A 17453-nucleotide genomic window follows, 5' to 3' on the forward strand; every position below is an offset into this window, starting at 1 on the left:
CGGCACGGCGCCCACCCGCGTAGGGCGGTGCCGGATCCTTCCGCTCGCGACGACGGCCGTGCGGAAGCCGCCGACCGCTGCACCCGGGAGAACCCCTGCCCCCGTTCTGCGCTACCGCCGCCGCCGCGCGCCCGCATCGGCAACCCGCAGCAGGGCCGCGGAGGCCTGCGCGTGGGCCAGTGCGGGCTCGGCCCGGCGGCAGGCCAGGATCGCCGCCTGGAGGGCCACGACGGCTTGCCGCAGGGTACCGGGTGCCCAGGTGCCGAGCTGCCCCTCGATGCTGGCCCTGCGCTTGAAATGGAGGCCACGCCACGTGGCCACCATCATGGCCGGCGTCTTGTCGGGATTGTCGAGGCGGGTCGTCAGCAACGTGAGGGCGTGACGCAGGGCTGAGCCCAGCACGACGCCCGGATCCAGACCCTCGTGCCGGAACCGCCGGTAGTCGCGATCCACCGCGTCGCGCCGCCCGTCGAAGGCGGCGTCGATCAGGGTGTTGAGCACGCTGGCCGCGACGTCGCTGGTCACCGCCTCAACGTGGTCGAGGGTGACGGTGCCCTCCCCGGCCGCGTAGAGGGCGAGCTTCTCGATCTCCATCAAGCTCGCCCGGCGGTCTCCGCCCAGGCTGCGGGTGAGAACCTCCCGGGCGGCGCGGTCGATGCGCAGGCCACGCTCCTGGAGCGTGCGCTCGATCAGGTCCGAGAGCGTGCGCTCGTCATCGGCGTAGCAGGGAAACGCCAGCGCCCGGGGCGAGCGCTCGCACAGGACGCGCAGCGGGTTGTTCTTGGCGAGGTCACCGGCCTCCACGACGATGCGGGCGTCCGCGATTGCGGCGCCCAGCACCGCCTCCACGGCGGGCGCGTAGTTGCGGGTGCCGGGCCGGACCCAGATCGACCGCCGGCCGCCGAACAGGCCCATCGTGCCGGCCTCGTCGCAGAGCCGCCCCGGATCGGAGGCGAGGGCGTCGCCGTCGATCCGCACCAGCGCGAAGGGATCCGCCGGGTCGGTGACGAAATCCTCGGCGAGCTTGCGGGCGCGCTCGGTCACCAGGCCGGTATCCGGCCCGTAGACGAGGAGGACGGGAATGCGGGGGTCGGGGCCGCGCCGGATCAGGCCCTCGATCTCGCCGGCCTTGACCGCGGTCACGTCCGGCTCGGGCCGGCTGCCCGCGCCCCTCGGGGCCGCAGGACGATCCCGGAAGACCGGTGGCCACGCGCGCGCATCATGCCCTACGGCTTCGTCGAGAGCACGGCGGCGAGGCGGCTCTTGATCTGGTCGGAGAGCACGCTGGCCAGCCGGATCTCGGCGTCCCGGGCCGCCCGCTGGCTGGCGAAGCGCTGGACCGAGCGGTCGTAGGTCGCCGTCGAAGTGGCGACGCCCTCGGTATAGACCTTGGCGCCGGTCATGTCCTCGAGGCTGTACTTGATGTTGGCCACCAGCGTGCCGGCCTCGGCGCGGCCGGTGGTCGACGAGACGATCGGGGTCTGCACGATCTCGGAGCCGGAGAGCTTCAGCCGGTAGCGCTTGGCCGAGGGCTGGCCCGAACCGTCGAGGTCGAAGACGAGCTCGCTGCGCAGATAGTGCCCGAGCCGCTCCTGGCCCTGGGCCATGGCGACCTCGTCCACCTGAACAGCGGCGAGCAGCGCCGGGACGGATTCGCCGGAGGCGGTCGGCCCGTAGAGGGGGCGGAAACAGGCTGAGAGGCTCAGGCTCAAGCCGGCCGCGCAGGCGAGGCGGGTGACCCGCCCCACGATCGAAACTCCCGAACCCACCATCACGCCGTCGTTCCGCCCCGCTTCGCCGGATCGTTCTAGCGCGGACACGGCGTGCCGCGCCACGACGCTACGGATCAAGTCTTACGATTCCCTGTTGCGCGCCCTCTGCGGCAGGAGCGTGGTCGTCTCGTTTCCGACCCGTCACCGTGCCGGCGGGGAGGCCTTCAGGCGATCGCCGCGAGGTAGGCCGAGACGGTGGCGACCGCCAGAACGGTGGAGACCAGCACCACCGTGGCGGTCAGGTCGGCCTCGCGCCGGTAGAACTCCGCCAGCATGAACGGTCCGGTTCCCGTGGGGAGGGCGGCCATGAGCACGGCCGTGTGCAGCAGGAGCGGCGGCAGGTCGAACAGGTAGCGGCCGAGCCCGTAGGCGAGCAGGGGGTGGAGGGCGAGCTTCAGCCCGACCAGCAGGGCCGCAATCCGCCCCTGCCCGCTCCGGGGGCGGCGCTTCTGGGCCAGGAACAGGCCGAGCGCCACGAGGGCGCAGGGCGCGGCCGCGCCGCCGAGGAGCTTCAGGAACGTCTCTACGGTGGCCGGGAGCGCCAGTCCCGCGCCCGGCACCAGGGCGCCCAGAGCCGGTGCCACCAAGAGCGGATTGCGCAGGAGCGAGCGGCCGACCGCGTGCCAGACGGGGATGCGCGAACCGCCCTGACCCGTCGCCGCCGCTTCCCTCCGGAGCCCGGTCTCGATCAGCACGATCGCCACCGCGAACACGCCGCAGACCGTGAGGATCGCCGCCACCGTCGTGGGTGCCAGGGCCTCCGGCCCGAAGGCGACGAGCGCCAGCGGGAAACCCATGAAGCCGCAATTCGCGTAGCCGGCATTGAGCCCGTCCACGGCGGCATCCGCCAAAGGCTGCCCCTCCCCCCGACGGATCACCACGGTGAGGGCGAAGACCGCGAGGCTGCTGAGACCGAAGGCGCCGATGAAGCCGGGCTTCCAGATGGCGCTCCAATGGGCGTGGGCGGTGACGTCGAACAGGAGCGCCGGCAGCGCCAGGAAGACCACGAAGCGGTTGAGCTCGGTGGTGGCGGCGGCGCCGAGCACGCCGATCCGCCGGACCAGCCAGCCGGCGAAGATCAGCGCGAAGATCGGCAGCACGACCAGGAGGGTCGAGAGCATGGCGGGTCCGGAGCGGGCGGCGACGCTCCGGCCTTACGGCAAGGTCCGCCGCCACCGCCAGTGTCGCGGGTTGGAGCCTGCCATGCTGGCTGCCGACGCTGGACAGGCTTACCAGCGATAGATCAGGCTGCCGATCACGGTCGCCGGGGCACCGCGGTAGCAGAAGCCCGCTTGGCAGTTGTAGTAGTCGCGATCGAAGATGTTGAACGCGTTGATCTGAGCCCGGAAGCCTTTGTACTTCGGGTCGAGGGCGGCGAAGTCGTAGGCGACCAACGCGTCGAACAGCGTCACGGTCGGGTTGCGCACCGTGTTGTCGTCGTCGGCGAAGCTGTTGGTGTTGAACCGGATGCCGCCGCCGAGGGTCAGGCCGCGCAACGGGGAGGAGGGCGGGAACAGGTAGGTCAGGAAGGACGCGAACGTGTCCCCCGGGATGCCCGAGAGCCGGTTCCCGTCGATCGCCGCGCCTGTGACCGCGGATGTCTGCCGGACGAAGCGGAAGTCGAGGTGCGTGTAGGCGACCGTCAGGTTGGTGCCGGGGGCGAAATTCGCGGTCGCCTCCATCTCGAAGCCCCGCGAATTGACCGCGCCGGTGGCTACTTGGTTGGCAAAGTTCGTCGGATCCTGGCGCAGGATGCGCGTCTGGTTGATGTCGAAGCCCGCGATGGCCGCGCTGATGTTCGTGCCCGGGATCAGGTATTTCACCCCCGCCTCGATCTGATCGCCGGTGGCGGGCCGGTAGGGGCGACCGGTGACGGTGCTGACGCCGACCTGCGGGGTGAAGGTCGTGGCGTAGCTGGCATACGGCACGAGGCCGGGCGCGAGCTCGTAGTTCAGGCCGGCGCGGTACGTGAAGGCGCTGTCGTTCTGCCCCTGCGGGCCCGCGACGACGCCCCGGGTGACGCTCGCCGTGTCGGAGGCGACCCAGTCCTCCCGCCCGGTCAGCGTGAGGACGAACCGCCCCCACCTGGCTTGTTCCTGCACGTAGACGCCGACCTGATCCTGCGCCTGACGCGACGAGCGGTCGATGCTCGGGCGGGTGATCGGCTGACGGCCGTAGTTCAAGGTCAGCAGGTTGAGGTCGGGCGCCACGCCGAACCCGGCGCGGCTCGCGAAATCATAGTGGTAGTAGTCGACGCCCGCGAGCAGCATGTGGGCCACCGGCCCGGTCCGGACGTGGCCCTCAAGCTGCGTGTCCACCGCGACGGCGGCGAAGGATTGGTTGAACAGGCCGGTGGAGCGTTGCGCGCTGAGGCCGGTCACCGAATCGACCTGCGTGTACGAGAAGTTGGCCTCGACGCGGGAATAGCGGAAGTTCTGCCGGACGATCAGGTCCGGCGTGAACACGTGCTCGAAGGCGTAGCCGATCCGGTGCTGGTCGGTCCGGTAGGTGTTGAGCGCGCCGTCGCCCGAGTAGATTCGCGACACGCGGAAACCCGGGAGGTTGTAGAAGGCCGCGTTGCCCGGGACGTTCGATTCCTGGAACTCGGTCAGCAGCGTGAAGGTCGTGTCGGCCGAGGGGCGCCACGTGAAGGCCGGCGCGATGGTGAACCGGTCGTCCCGGACGCCGGGGCCGGGCAGGAACGCGTTGGAGTGGCGGGCGACGCCGGTGAGTCGGAAGGCCATCGTGCCGTCCGATCCTTCCACCGGGCCGCCGATGTCGAAGTTCCCCTGGTAGCGGTCGAAGCTGCCGCCCTGGAACCAAAGCTCGCCGAACGGGGCGAAGACCGGACGCTTGCTGGTCACGTCGACGATGCCGCCGGGCGAGCCCAGGCCGTAGAGCCCCGAGGCCGGCCCGCGCAGGATGGTGAGCGCCTCTGTGCCGTAGGGCTCGATCCGGGGCACCGCGAAGCCGACGCCGGTCTGGCGCAGGCCGTCGCGGAAGATGCCGTCGTAGGTCTCGGCGAAGCCGCGGATGTAGAACGCATCGGCGCGCGGATCGAAGCCGAACACGTTGCTGGAGACGCCCGGCGTGTACGCCACCGCCTCGTTGAGGCTCTGCACGTTGCGGTCGTTGAGCTGCTCGCGGGTGACGACGGAGACCGATTGCGGGGTCTCGATCAGCGGCGTGTTGGTCTTGGTGGCGGTGGGGCTCACCCGCGCCACGTAGCCGGTCACGCCCGAAGGCCCCCCGCCGCCGCTGGTCGCCGCGCTGCCGCCGTCGCCGCCGCTCACGTTGACACCCCCGAATCCTGCACCCGCGACGGGCGCGGCGCCCGGACGGGCCGCCTCCACGGAGATCTCGTTGAGCTGCACGGCCGCACCCTGGGCGGCGGCGGTGCCCACGAGGGCGGCCGTCGTGAGGGCGGTGGTGGCGAGGAGCAGCCCGAAGGGGGCGGAACAGGTGGACATCGGAGACCCCGAAACGCGCCCTGACGCGGCGCATCATCCAAGGTCCACCAATCGCGGCGTGTCGAGCAAGTCGAAAACGTGTTGTAAATCACACACTTAGAAGACTTAAAATCTGGAACGGTTCGAGAGAGATCCGCTCTCGACAGGGTTGAAAACCTGTCCCGTCAGGCCAAGGCACCGCAGGCCAGCCCGGGATTCAGGCGCACCGCGGGTGGACGCTTTCGAGGCGTCGGCGGACCCGGGATGACGTGGAGGCCGTACCCGCGCGGAGCCGAGGTCGCTGCCGGCACGATGGGCAGGCCGACGCATCACCGGCTCGGATCCGATGGGCCGCAGGTTCTCGACGGAGACATCGCTGCCTCGTCCGCGAAACCCGCCTCAGAACTCCAGCGGCGGCTCCCGGAGGGCATCCGCCTCCCGCGTGCAGGCTGCCTGATCGGGGGCCGTTCCGGCGCCCGCCAGGGCGGCTCGGAGCTCGCCGCGGGCCTTCTCCAGATCGGCGCGGAAGGTCGGATCGCCCATCAAGGCGGCGAAGACCGACGTGCCCGTGAGGCGCCCCGCCACCACGTCGCTGAGCCAGTGCACGCCGCACACGATCCGGCTCTCGCCGTAGGCGCGGCCGCGCACCAGGATCGGGGTCGCCTTCTCGGGGACCAGGGCCGCCAGGATCAGCGCGTAGGCCCAGCCCTGCGTCGCATGGCCCGACGGATAGCTGAAGCTGTCGGCCAGAGCCTGGCTCCGCTGCACGCAGATCGGCGCCTCGTTGCCCACGAAGGGGCGCAGGCGGCGGTAATGGACCTTCGGTCCCCGCGTCGCCCGGGCGAGGTCGAGGCGGGTCCGCTCCAGGAGATGGATCACCGCGGGAACCCGAGCCTGGTCGATCCGCGTGCCGAGCACGCAGGCGAAATTCTCCAGCACCGCGGACGCACCCTCCGCCACGTCGTTGGCGGCGATCTCCCACCGCGGGGTGCCCCTGAGGACCCGGGTACTGGCGAAGGCCGCCCGGTCGGCCTTGTCGAGGGGCGCATCATGGGCCGGCGGCGACGGCAGGATCTGCACGGCATCGGGTGTCGCCGTCTCGGCCAGATAGGGCTTCACGGCCGGCTTGCCGGGCTTGAGCGTGTCGGTGCCCAGGGACGGCGCCGAGGGCGCGGCCGGCGGGGCAGGGTGGGGCATGTCCTCGGCGTGGGCCGCGACCGGTGCGGCCAGGAGGAGGGTGAGGACGGTCGAAGCGAGGCGGGATGGGGTGCGCAGCATCGGATCCGGGACTCTCTCGGATGAAACCTGCGGGTCGATCCCGCTGACTGACGAACGGCTCGGCCGGCCCGCTCAGTCCCTGCACAGGCGAAACCTCCTGTCCAGGGTGCGGCGGCGACGGTCGCCAGGAGCCCGGCTCCGCGCGAACCCCGCGGCGCGATTGGCAGGGCCGGGAAGCCTCTCGCCCGGACTCGGGTCCGCCGAACCCCGTCCGGGGCTGCCGGACGCCGGGACCCGACTGCCCTGTTCGTGCCCCACGATAACCCTGCGGCACCCTCTGCCCTGCGTCAGACGGGCGGTGTTCCGGACGACTCCCCTCAGGCCGCGCGGATCGCCGCCGCGACCGCACCGGGATGCTCCTCGTGCGGGCTGAGGGCGCCGGGGACCGACACGCCCGTCACCCGGCCGCTGCCGACGAGGGCATCCATCTCGGTCCCCGAGCGCCGGGGCGCTCCCTCAGGCCGCAGGACCAGGATCGGCGGCAACCCGCCGGCGAACAGGTCGAGGAACGCCTCCCGGCTGCCCACCGGATCGAGCCCGCCGGTGACGAAGGCGGCGGTGCCGAACCGGCCGTTGCGCTGGCGGGTGATCGCGTGCTTGTCCCGGACCAGGGCCGGGGTCACCCCCGCGGGGTCGGCGTAGACGTGGGCGCGCATCATCCGGCCGATGATCGGCGGGCTGATGTTGATCCGGTAGAGGGCCTCCCCGAGGATCGGCGCCTCCACGGCCCGGCGGATGCGCGGGAACCAGTGGGCCCGCCCCGGCATCGCGGTGGGCAGCGGCCCCCGCCAGGTCGGCGCCACCAGGACCAGCTGCGCGAAGGCCTGCGGGTGGCGCCTGGCCGCCGCCACGAGGTAGCCGGCGGCATGGCCGGCCGCGACACCGAGGGCGTAGGGGCCGGCGGCGAGGAGCGCGTCCAGGAAGCCGTGGAACGTCGCCGGTTCCAGCGGCACCCGCGTCCGGGGATGGGCGCCGAAGCCCGGCCAGTCGGGAATGCGGCACCGGTATTCGGATCCCAGCGCCTCCGCGAGGCTGCGCATCTCGGCGCGCGCCGAGATGGTCGAGAGGGCCGGAAGCAGCAGCGCCTCCGGCCCCTCCCCGAACACGTCGCAGGGGGTCGGCACGGACCGGCCCGCCACCGTCAGGTTGAGCACCCGCGTCTCCATCGGTCCCCCGCCAAGTCCCAGGATCAGGTGCGGAGCAGCTCGTTGATGGCGGTCTTCGACCGGGTGCCGGCATCGACGCGCTTGACGATCACCGCGCAGTACAGGCCCGGGCCCGGCGAGCCGTCCGGCAGCGCCTTGCCGGGCATCGTGCCCGAGACGACCACCGAGTAGGGCGGCACCCGGCCGTACATGACCTCGCCGGTGGTGCGATCGACGATCTTGGTGGAGGCGCCGATGTAGACGCCCATGGACAGGACGCTGCCCTGGCCGACGATGACGCCCTCCGCCACCTCGGCGCGGGCGCCGATGAAGCAATCGTCCTCGATGATCACCGGGTTGGCCTGGAGGGGCTCCAGCACCCCCGCGATGCCGGCGCCGCCCGAGATGTGGCAGTTTTTTCCCACCTGCGCGCAGGAGCCGATCGTCACCCAGGTGTCCACCATGGTGCCCTCGCCGACATGGGCGCCGAGGTTGACGAAGCTCGGCATCAGCACGGCGCCGGGGGCGATGTAGGAGCCGCGGCGGACGAAGCAGCCCGGCACCGCGCGCAGGCCCGCGGCCCGGAACTCGGCCTCGCCCCAGCCGGCGAACTTGGAGGCGACCTTGTCCCACCAGGGTGCCCCGCCGGGGCCGCCCTCGATCGCCGCCATGTCGTTGAGTCGGAAGGAGAGCAGCACCGCCTTCTTCAGCCACTGGTTCACCACCCAGTCGTGGTTGCCGGACTTCTCGGCGACGCGGGCCTTGCCCGAATCGAGCAGCTCCAGTGCCGCCTCGACCGCCTCGCGCACCGCCCCCTGGGTGGCGGTCGAGATGTTGGCGCGGTCTTCCCAGGCGGCTTCGATGGTCTGGGCGAGATCGGAATGGGGCAGGCCGGCCTGGGACATGGAACGGGTCAGAACTCTTGCGGCGGGAGCCCGTGCTTACAAGGGGGCACCCGCCCTGTCACCTGAGGGCGGCCGGCGTCGCGGTCACCGGCGTTGCACGGCCCCGGATCGCTTCGCTGCGCGCGGCGCCGGGGGAGGGGCCCGGCGCCCTCAGGCGTCGTCGAGCAGCACCCGCACGCGGTCGAGGTCGGCCACGAACGCCGCGAGATCTTCCGCCAGCGTGGCGTGGACCGCCTGCGCGGCCGCCGGGAATTCCTCAAGCACGCGGCGCATCAGCGTGGGGGTGATCCGCATGACCTCGGTGGCGCCCTCGGCGCGGGCCTCGGTGGGGCGCGTGCCGCGCACGAACAGGGCGAGTTGCCCGATCAGCGCGGAGCGCCCGGCGCGAACCGGCTCGGCGGCGCCGCTTCGCGGGATCAGCCGGATCGTGCCCGACAGGACCACGAAGCCGCCATCGGCGGGATCGCCGCGGGCGAAGAGCAGGTCGCCGTCGGCGAGGTCCCGGCGCTCGGCCGCGAAGGTGAGCAGGCGCAGGGCATCACGGTCGAGGAAGCCGAACACGGGCGCAGCGGCGAGGATCGCGATGTCGTCGTCGAGACCCAAGGAATCGCCTCACCAACCCTGCCGACCGGGATCGCAGGATCGATTACACGCAAAAACCTAAACAGTCAGGGCAGTAACTTGTATCCGCCACCCTCGGTCACGAGGATCGCCGCGGTGGCCGGGTTTGGCTCGATCTTCTGGCGCAGCCGGTAGATGTGGGTCTCCAGCGTGTGGGTGGTGACGTGGGCATTGTAGCCCCAGACCTCGGCGAGCAGCGTGTCCCGGTTCACCACGGCGCGCCCCGCCCGGTAGAGGAAGCGCAGGATCGCGGTCTCCTTCTCGGTGAGCTTGAGCTTCGAGCCGCGCTCGCCGACCAGCAGCTTGGCGCCGGGTCGGAACGTGTAGGGGCCGATCTGGAACACCGCGTCCTCGGAGGCCTCGTGGCTGCGCAGGTGGGCGCGGATGCGGGCCAGAAGGATGCCGAACTTGAACGGCTTGGTGACGTAGTCGTTGGCGCCGGCCTCCAGGCCCTCGACGTGATCCGCCTCGGAATCCTGGGCGGTCAGCATGATCACCGGGCCGCGGAATCCGCCCGCCCGCATCCGGCGCACGGCCTCGCGCCCGTCGAGGTCGGGCAGGCCGACATCCATCACGGCGAGGTCGATGCGCTCCGTGGCCGTCCGCCGGATCGCGTCCGCGGCATTCGCTTCCGTGAACACCGCGAATTCCTCGCAGAGATCCAGCTGCTCGGTGAGGGTGTCGCGCAGGATCGCGTCGTCGTCGCAGATCAGCAGGCGGTAGGCATTCGGCATCGTCCGATTCCCAGAGCAGGCAGCGGGAAGGGGCGGGCCGCCTTCCGGGCGCAGCGTGCGATGACTAAGATCTCAGCAGGATCGCGCGCGGCGACTCTGCCGGGGCTTCTGTTTCCGCATCATTGTCCCTGCCGGGGCGACGACGCACCGAAATTTCCCAGGCGTCGACCCTTCGCGACCGGGCGTTGAACGTGTTCGCTCCCGCATCCCGACTCGGCAGCCGGTTGCCGGCCAAGGATAGGGCAACGTTTGTGGCCGGAAACTGGCTTGCGCGCAATTGTTCACCGGTTTCGGGGCACCGATCCCGGGCGACGGAGGCCCCGGTCCGCCGCGGCGGGCTGGCGGAGACAGGAAGCGGAGGAGGGCTGGCATGCGTCAGCGGCGAAGCGAGCGGCCCGGATTCGTCCGTCTGACCCTGGGCGAGATCCGCGTCCGGGCGATGATCGGCGATCGGCGGCGGGGTCAGCTCCTGATCGGTCCGGCGGTGATTCCCTGCGCCCTGGGGGCCGGCGGGATCGTCATCGACAAGCGCGAGGGCGATGGCGGCACGCCGCGCGGACGGTTCCGGCTGCGGGGCGGTGCCTATCGGCCCGACCATCTCGGGATCCGCCCGCGCACCGCGCTCCCGCTCCGGCCGACACGGCAGGACGACGGCTGGTGCGACGATCGTCGCGACCGCCGCTACAACCGGCCGATCCGCCTGCCGGCACCCGGAATCAGCGCCGAGGCGATGTGGCGGGGCGACGGACTCTACGACGTGGTGATCGACCTCGACTACAACCGCGCCCCGATCCGGAAGGGGCGGGGCTCGGCGATCTTCCTGCACGTCGCCCGGGACGGCTACCGCCCCACGGAGGGCTGCGTCGCCCTGGCCCGGGCCGACCTGCTGCGGCTGCTCCGCCGGCTCGGACCACGGACCCATCTGCGGATCGGGTGACCCTCAGGCCTTCCGGGTCCGCGCCCCGAAGATCGCGGTCCCGACCCGCACATGGGTGGCGCCGAGCTGGATCGCGGCGGGGAAATCCGCGCTCATCCCCATGGAGAGGATCGGCAGGTTGTGCTCCCGGGCGAGCCGGGCCAGCAGGGCGAAGTGGGCCGAGGGCGGATCCTCGGCCGGGGGGATGCACATCAGGCCCTGGATCGCCAGCCCGTGGGTGTCCCGGCACTCCGACAGCAGGGTGGCGAGCTGGTCCGGCAGGACGCCGCCCTTCTGGGGCTCCGCACCTGTGTTGACCTGGATCAGCAGCTTCGGCGTGCGGCCGGACCGGTCGATCTCCTTGGCGATCGCCGCCGCCAGGGACAGCCGGTCGAGGGAGTGGATCACGTCGAACAGCGCCACCGCCTCGCGCGCCTTGTTGGATTGCAGCGGCCCGACGAGATGCAACTCGACGTCGGGGTAGCGGGCCCGCAGATCCGGCCATTTCGCGGCGGATTCCTGGACGTAGTTCTCGCCGAACACGCGTTGCCCGGCCTGGAGCGCCGGCAGGATGCCCTCGGCCGGCACGGTCTTGGAGACGGCCACGAGCTGCACCGATGCGGGGTCGCGCTCCGAATCCTCGGCCGCCCGGGCGATGGCGGCGCGCACCTCGGCGAGCCCGGCGGCGACGTCGGCCTGACCGACGGGGAGCTTCGCGGTTGCGTGCCCCATCCCGTCTGTCGGTTGGGTGTTCGTGTCCGTCGTCGCGTCGTCCATGGCGTGTCTGTCCTGTCGCTGCCGGGCGCCGGTCTGCGCGGCCCCGTGCCGTGCTTCTCGAGCGAGGAGACGATCATCCCACCCACCCCCCTCATCCTGAGGCGACGGAGCGCGACGGAGGCCTTGAAGGAGCCCTCCACCCGGCGCGCGATCCCTGGAGCCCTCCTCCTTCGAGGCCCGCTGCCGCGGTCACGTCAGGATGAGGAATGAGATCGGGAGCGCCCCGGCGCAGGCCCTCGGTGTGTTCGGTGTCCCGGTGTTCTGTGTCCCGTCATGCGGACCTATGCGTTCGCGCGCCCCGCGCAAGCCCGAATCGCGCGCCGCGTTGACCGGCTGCGGCGCAGATATGCTATCGCGGCGCAAACCGTGCCGCGCCGGCTCCTGTGGCCGCCGCCGAGCCCCTGACCCAGCCGGATCCATGACCAGCACCGCCCCCCAGCCCGTCGAGCGCTACAACGCCAAGGATGCCGAGCCGCGCTGGCAGGAGGCCTGGGCCGCGCAGCGCCTGTTCGAGACCGACAACGGCGACCCGCGCCCGAAATACTACGTGCTGGAGATGTTCCCCTACCCGTCGGGGCGCATCCACATGGGCCACGTCCGCAACTACGCGATGGGCGACGTGGTCGCCCGCTACAAGCGCGCCCGCGGCTTCAACGTGCTCCACCCGATGGGCTGGGACGCCTTCGGGTTGCCGGCCGAGAACGCCGCCATGGAGCGCAAGGTCAACCCGCGGGACTGGACCTACGCCAACATCGCGTCGATGCGCGACCAGCTGAAGGCCATGGGCCTGTCGCTCGACTGGAGCCGGGAGATCGCGACCTGCGATCCCGACTACTACAAGCACCAGCAGCGCATGTTCCTGGACTTCCTGAAGAAGGGCCTCGTCACCCGGCGCACCGCCAAGGTGAACTGGGACCCGGTGGACCATACGGTGCTGGCCAACGAGCAAGTGATCGACGGGCGCGGCTGGCGCTCCGGCGCCCTGGTGGAGCAGCGCGAGCTGACCCAGTGGTTCTTCAAGATCACCGATTTCGCCGAGGATTTGCTGACCGCCCTCGACGGGCTGGACCGCTGGCCGGAAAAGGTCCGGCTGATGCAGAAGAACTGGATCGGCCGCTCGGAAGGCCTGGAGGTCCGGTTCAGCCTCGCCCGGCCGGTGGCCGGCGCCGACGATTCGGTGACCGTCTACACGACCCGGCCCGACACGCTGTTCGGCGCCAAGTTCCTGGCGATCGCGGCCGACCATCCCCTGGCGGCCGCCCTCGCGGCGGACCGGCCGGACCTGCAGACCTTCATCGAGGAGTGCCGCCGCACCGGCACCGCGCAGGCCGCGATCGACACCGCCGAGAAGCACGGCTTCGACACCGGCCTCACGGTCCGCCATCCCCTGGACCCATCCTGGGAGCTGCCGGTCTACGTGGCGAACTTCGTGCTCATGGAATACGGCACCGGCGCGGTGTTCGGCTGCCCAGCCCACGACCAGCGCGACCTCGATTTCGCGAACAAGTACGGGCTCGGCAACACGCCGGTGGTCTGCCCTGAGGGTCAGGATCCGGCGGGCTTCGTGATCACCGACACCGCCTATGTCGAGGACGGGCGGATAATCAACTCGCGCTTCCTCGACGGGATGAGCACCGGCGAGGCCTTCGAGGCCGTGGCGCGACGTCTGGAAGGGGAGGGGATCGCCGCCCGCAAGGTCCAGTTCCGTCTGCGCGACTGGGGCGTCTCCCGCCAGCGCTACTGGGGCTGCCCGATCCCGATCATCCACTGCGAGTCCTGCGGCCCGGTGGCGGTGCCCGTGGCCGACCTGCCGGTGACGCTCCCCGAGGACGTGTCCTTCGATCAGCCCGGCAACCCGCTGGAGCGGGACGCGGCGTGGCGCAACGTGACCTGCCCGCATTGCGGCGGCCCGGCCCGGCGTGAGACCGACACGATGGACACGTTCGTCGATTCGTCCTGGTACTATGCCCGGTTCACCGCGCCCTGGCTCACGGATGCGCCTACCGACCGGGCCGTGGTCGATCGCTGGCTGGCGGTGGACCAGTATATCGGGGGCATCGAGCACGCGATCCTGCACCTGCTCTACGCCCGGTTCTTCATGCGGGCGATGTGCGAGACCGGCTGGGCCGGCACGCCCGAGCCCTTCGCGGGCCTGTTCACGCAGGGCATGGTGGTCCACGAGACCTACAAGGACGCGGCCGGCGCCTGGGTGCCCCCGGCCGAGATCCGCTTCGCCACCGAGGAGGGCGAACGCCGCGCGTTTCACGTGAAAACTCAGGCGCCGATCACGATCGGCTCCATCGAGAAGATGTCGAAGTCGAAGAAGAACGTGGTCGACCCCGACGACATCATCGCGAGCTACGGGGCCGACACGGCGCGCTGGTTCATGCTGTCCGACTCGCCGCCCGAGCGCGACGTGATCTGGACCGAGGAGGGCGTGCAGGGCGCGGCCCGGTTCGTCCAGAAGGTCTGGCGGCTGGTCAACGCCGCCGGGCAGGCGACCGGAGACGGCGCGGCCGACCTCGCCGTGCGCAAGGCCGCCCACCGGGCGCTCGCCTCCGTCCAGGACGATATCGAACGGCTGCGCTTCAACCGCTGCGTCGCCCACATCTACACCCTGGCCAACGCCCTGGAGGATGGGTTGCGCGGTCCGGTCTCGGCGAGCGCCGCGCGGGAGGCCGCCGGCATCCTGGTGCAGCTGATCGCCCCAATGATGCCGCACCTCGCCGAGGAATGCTGGTCGGTCCTCGGCCGCGGCAACCTCGTCGCCCAGGCGCCCTGGCCGGAGGCTGAAGCCGGGCTCCTCGTCGAGGACGAGATCACCCTGCCGGTCCAGATCAACGGCAAGAAGCGCGCGGACGTCACCGTTCCGCGGGAGGCCGACGCCAAGGCCGTCGAGGCCGCGACCCTGGCGCTGGAGGCCGTCCAGAAGGTGCTGGACGGCAAGGCGCCCCGGAAGGTGATCGTCGTGCCGGGGCGGATCGTGAACCTGGTGGTGTGAGGCGTCGATCGGCTCATCCCACCCGACATCTACTTCCGCCCGCCACGGTCCTCATCCTGAGGTGCCGGAGCGTAGCGGAGGCCTCGAAGGAGCCCTCCAGTCATCGCCGCACTCCTTGGAGCCCTCCTCCGAAGCCCGCTGGCGCGGTCACCTCAGGATGAGGGCGGGGGTGGGATCAGCGGATCGCAAGGCGATGACGGCTCTGCTGTGTAGGGCCTTTGTGACGGCGCCGGTGTCGAGGAAGGCCCTCGTCGCGCCGCGTGTCGCCGCTCACGGCGCCGCCAGCGCCGGATCCTGCCCGCTGGCCTCCAGGCCGCGGCGCACCAGCCCGTCCCGCTTCGCCGACGCGATGAAATCGGCGAGGTACGCCGCCCCCGCCGGACGCCCGACCGGCAGGCCCATCGCCTGCGGGATCTCCATGAAATGTCCCGGCAGCAGCCGCACCTCCGGGTGCGTCGCCGCGTAGCCGGCGAGCGGTTGCTCCACGCCGGCCGCCACCTCCAGCCCGTCCCGCGTGAAGGCCGTCACCGCCTCGGACGAGGTCGGCGCCCGCACCAGGGTCGCGTGCGTCAGGGCGCGGGTCAGGAACAGGTCGTAGGCGCTGCCACGTCCCACCGAGACGCGCACGCCGGCGCGGTCGACCGCCTCCAGGCTCCGGATCGGCGAGGCTGCCGGCACGAGGTAGCTGCCGGCGATCAGCACGTAGGGATCGGTGAAGGTGATGCCCTCGGCCCGCTTCGGATCGATCGCCAGGAAGCAGATGTCCCAGGTCCCGGATCCCGCCGACCCGGAGACCGCGCCCGCCCCCGGATAGGTCACCAACGCCACCGGCACGCCGAGCCGCGCCGCCAGCGCCCGCGCCAGGTCCACCGATACGCCGGCCGGCCCGTCCGGGCCCCCTTGAGCGAGGACCGGGTTGCCGAGGTTGATCGCCGCCCGGAGCGTGCCGGTCGGAGCGAGGTCGTGCAGGATCGCGGGATCGGGTGTCACGGGTTTCGTCTCCGCGCGGGCCAGGGCCGGGAGAAGGAGCAGGCAGAGGGCCGCGGGGATCCGCATTGGGCGCCCGTCAGACCTGCCGTGCCGCGCCGCCGGCCGGGGCCTGCGTCCCGGCCTTGGCCGCTCGCCTGCGCCGACGGACCAGCATGTTGAGCCCCTCGACGCCGGCCGAGAAGGCCATCGCGGTGTAGATGTAGCCCTTCGGCACGTGCGCGCCGAACCCCTCGGCGATCAGCGTCATGCCGATCATGATCAGGAAGCCGAGCGCCAGCATCACCACGGTGGGGTTCCGGGCGATGAAGGCCGAGAGCGGCTCGGCCGCGACCAGCATCACCACCACGGCGACCACCACCGCCACCATCATCACCGGCACGTGCTCGGTCATGCCGACCGCCGTGATGATCGAGTCGATCGAGAAGACGAGGTCGAGGAGCAGGATCTGGCCGATCGCCGCGCCGAAGCCGATCGTCCCGCCGCGCGCCCGCTCGGTCTCCGGCTCCGGATCCACCGTGTGGTGGATCTCCTTGGTCGCCTTCCAGAGCAGGAACAGGCCGCCGCCGATCAGGATCAGGTCGCGCCAGGAGAAAGCCTGGCCCAGCACCGAGAAGACCGGCTCGGTCAGGTGCACGATGAACGCCACGGTGCCCAGCAGTCCCAGCCGCAGGATCAGCGCGAGCCCGATCCCGATGCGCCGCGCCCGGGTCTGCTGATCGGCCGGCAGCTTGTTGGTCAGGATCGAGATGAAGATCAGGTTGTCGATCCCGAGCACCACCTCCATCACCACCAGGGTGGCGAGGGCCGCCCAGACGGCGGGTTGGCCGGCGAGCGCGATCAGGTCCGTCACAGGCGGGGGGCCTCGCTGGTCGGGAACAGGCGGCTGCCCAGGGCGGCGAGGTCGAGCGGGGCGGGCCCGCGCACCGGTTCCGGGGCGAAGACCTGCAGGATCTTCGGGATCACCTTGAAATGCGCCGGCGTCTGGGTGGTCAATTCGCCGTCGGTGTTCACCGGCCGGGGCCGGCGGGTCGTGAGCTTGATCTCCTGCGCGTGGAAGGCACGCACGTCGGCGGCGCGCCCGTGCGTGCCGCGCCGCAGGGCGGGGAGCAGCGCGAGCAGCCGCCACCAGTGATTGATCTCCAAGCTGTAGAAATCGAGCTTGCCGTCATCCACCGCGGCGCTCTCGGCCACCGTCATGCCGCCGCCGTAGTGGCGGCCGTTGCCCACCGAGACCTGGATGGTGGTCACCTTCTCGACCGTGCCGTCGTGCTCGATCGTCACCGTGAAGGGCCGCACCCGGCGCAGCACCCGGATGGCCGCCACCGCGTAGCCGAGCACGCCCCAGGTCTTCTTCGATTCGGCCGTGAGCTCACCCGCGAGTTCCGCCGAGAAGCCGACGCTCGCCACGTTGAAGAAGTAGTGGCCGTTGACCCAGCCGAGATCGACCGGCCGCGCCTGCCCGGTCGGGATGAAGCGGGCCGCCGCCAGGGGATCGAGCGGCAGGTCCAGCGAGCGGGCGAGATCGTTGGCGGTGCCCAGCGGCAGGATGGCGAGCGGGAGACCGGTCTCGACCAGGGCCGGTGCGGCGCAGTTCATGGTGCCGTCGCCGCCGCCGAGGATCACGAGATCGACCTCGCCGGCCCGGGCCCGGATCACGTCGCAGCAATCGGCGTCCGGCGGCGGCTCGACCGGCTCGATGCCGCCGTCGCGGAGGATCTGGCGCACCTCGTCCAGGTCGAGGCCGCCGTTGCGGGCTTTGGCGTTGCAGATCAGCAGGGCCCGGCGCGGGGCGGTGCTCATCGTGAAAACCCGGGCTGCGGGCCGGATGGCGTCTCGATCTGGGGTTGGGCCACGGGATCCTCGAT

At 71.4% G+C, this 17453-nt stretch carries 15 protein-coding genes; 2 read left to right on the plus strand and 13 right to left on the minus strand.

Translation table 11 applies throughout. The annotated features are described in order from the left end of the window. Positions 1-111: 111 nt before the first annotated feature. The 9 genes from holA to MFF58_RS15295 form a co-directional block, all read right to left on the minus strand. On the minus strand, positions 112-1143 hold the full coding sequence (gene holA, locus MFF58_RS15255; RefSeq protein WP_238289411.1) for a DNA polymerase III subunit delta: 1032 nt from the start codon (positions 1141-1143) through the stop codon (positions 112-114). 83 nt (positions 1144-1226) lie between these two features. Then, complete coding sequence (locus MFF58_RS15260; protein WP_238289413.1) at positions 1227-1772, minus strand: LPS assembly lipoprotein LptE; 546 nt, start codon at positions 1770-1772, stop codon at positions 1227-1229. A 164-nt stretch (positions 1773-1936) separates the two neighbouring features. Further along, positions 1937-2893 (minus strand): AEC family transporter, encoded by a 957-nt coding sequence (locus MFF58_RS15265; protein WP_238289415.1) that lies wholly within the window; start codon positions 2891-2893, stop codon positions 1937-1939. 108 nt (positions 2894-3001) lie between these two features. Beyond that, complete coding sequence (locus tag MFF58_RS15270; protein WP_238289418.1) at positions 3002-5242, minus strand: TonB-dependent siderophore receptor; 2241 nt, start codon at positions 5240-5242, stop codon at positions 3002-3004. A gap of 378 nt (positions 5243-5620) precedes the next feature. Then, positions 5621-6499, minus strand: coding sequence for an acid phosphatase (locus MFF58_RS15275; RefSeq protein WP_238289420.1), 879 nt, complete (start codon positions 6497-6499; stop codon positions 5621-5623). A 317-nt stretch (positions 6500-6816) separates the two neighbouring features. Beyond that, positions 6817-7665, minus strand: a complete 849-nt coding sequence (locus tag MFF58_RS15280; protein ID WP_238289422.1) for an alpha/beta fold hydrolase — start codon at positions 7663-7665, stop codon at positions 6817-6819. 23 nt (positions 7666-7688) lie between these two features. Beyond that, a complete protein-coding gene (gene dapD, locus MFF58_RS15285; RefSeq protein WP_238289521.1) occupies positions 7689-8534 on the minus strand; it encodes a 2,3,4,5-tetrahydropyridine-2,6-dicarboxylate N-succinyltransferase in 846 nt (281 codons plus the stop codon). A gap of 165 nt (positions 8535-8699) precedes the next feature. Further along, complete coding sequence (locus tag MFF58_RS15290; RefSeq protein WP_238289424.1) at positions 8700-9152, minus strand: cyclic nucleotide-binding domain-containing protein; 453 nt, start codon at positions 9150-9152, stop codon at positions 8700-8702. Between the two features lie 65 nt (positions 9153-9217). Next, a complete protein-coding gene (locus MFF58_RS15295; protein ID WP_238289426.1) occupies positions 9218-9904 on the minus strand; it encodes a response regulator transcription factor in 687 nt (228 codons plus the stop codon). Between the two features lie 370 nt (positions 9905-10274). On the opposite strand from MFF58_RS15295, the gene MFF58_RS15300 reads away from it, so the two are divergent. Further along, positions 10275-10841 (plus strand): L,D-transpeptidase family protein, encoded by a 567-nt coding sequence (locus MFF58_RS15300; protein ID WP_238289428.1) that lies wholly within the window; start codon positions 10275-10277, stop codon positions 10839-10841. A gap of 3 nt (positions 10842-10844) precedes the next feature. On the opposite strand, the gene MFF58_RS15305 is transcribed toward MFF58_RS15300, so the two are convergent. Further along, positions 10845-11597 (minus strand): YggS family pyridoxal phosphate-dependent enzyme, encoded by a 753-nt coding sequence (locus MFF58_RS15305; protein WP_238289430.1) that lies wholly within the window; start codon positions 11595-11597, stop codon positions 10845-10847. 418 nt (positions 11598-12015) lie between these two features. On the opposite strand from MFF58_RS15305, the gene leuS reads away from it, so the two are divergent. Then, a complete protein-coding gene (gene leuS / locus MFF58_RS15310) occupies positions 12016-14598 on the plus strand; it encodes a leucine--tRNA ligase (protein ID WP_238289433.1) in 2583 nt (860 codons plus the stop codon). A 270-nt stretch (positions 14599-14868) separates the two neighbouring features. Here leuS and MFF58_RS15315 read toward each other — a convergent pair whose 3' ends face one another. The 3 genes from MFF58_RS15315 to MFF58_RS15325 all read right to left on the minus strand — a co-directional run bounded on the left by MFF58_RS15315 (position 14869) and on the right by MFF58_RS15325 (position 17388). Beyond that, the gene (locus MFF58_RS15315; RefSeq protein WP_238289435.1) at positions 14869-15588 is read right to left on the minus strand and encodes an ABC transporter substrate-binding protein; all 720 of its coding nucleotides are present in this window, start codon (positions 15586-15588) and stop codon (positions 14869-14871) included. A 76-nt stretch (positions 15589-15664) separates the two neighbouring features. Beyond that, a complete protein-coding gene (locus MFF58_RS15320) occupies positions 15665-16438 on the minus strand; it encodes a TerC family protein (protein WP_238289437.1) in 774 nt (257 codons plus the stop codon). Further along, positions 16435-17388, minus strand: coding sequence for a lipid kinase (locus MFF58_RS15325; RefSeq protein ID WP_238289438.1), 954 nt, complete (start codon positions 17386-17388; stop codon positions 16435-16437). The genes MFF58_RS15320 and MFF58_RS15325 overlap by 4 nt, the downstream gene beginning before the upstream one ends. Positions 17389-17453: the final 65 nt, after the last annotated feature.

It is taken from the genome of Methylobacterium longum, assembly GCF_022179385.1.
In the GTDB taxonomy this organism is placed as follows: Bacteria; Pseudomonadota; Alphaproteobacteria; order Rhizobiales; family Beijerinckiaceae; genus Methylobacterium; species Methylobacterium longum.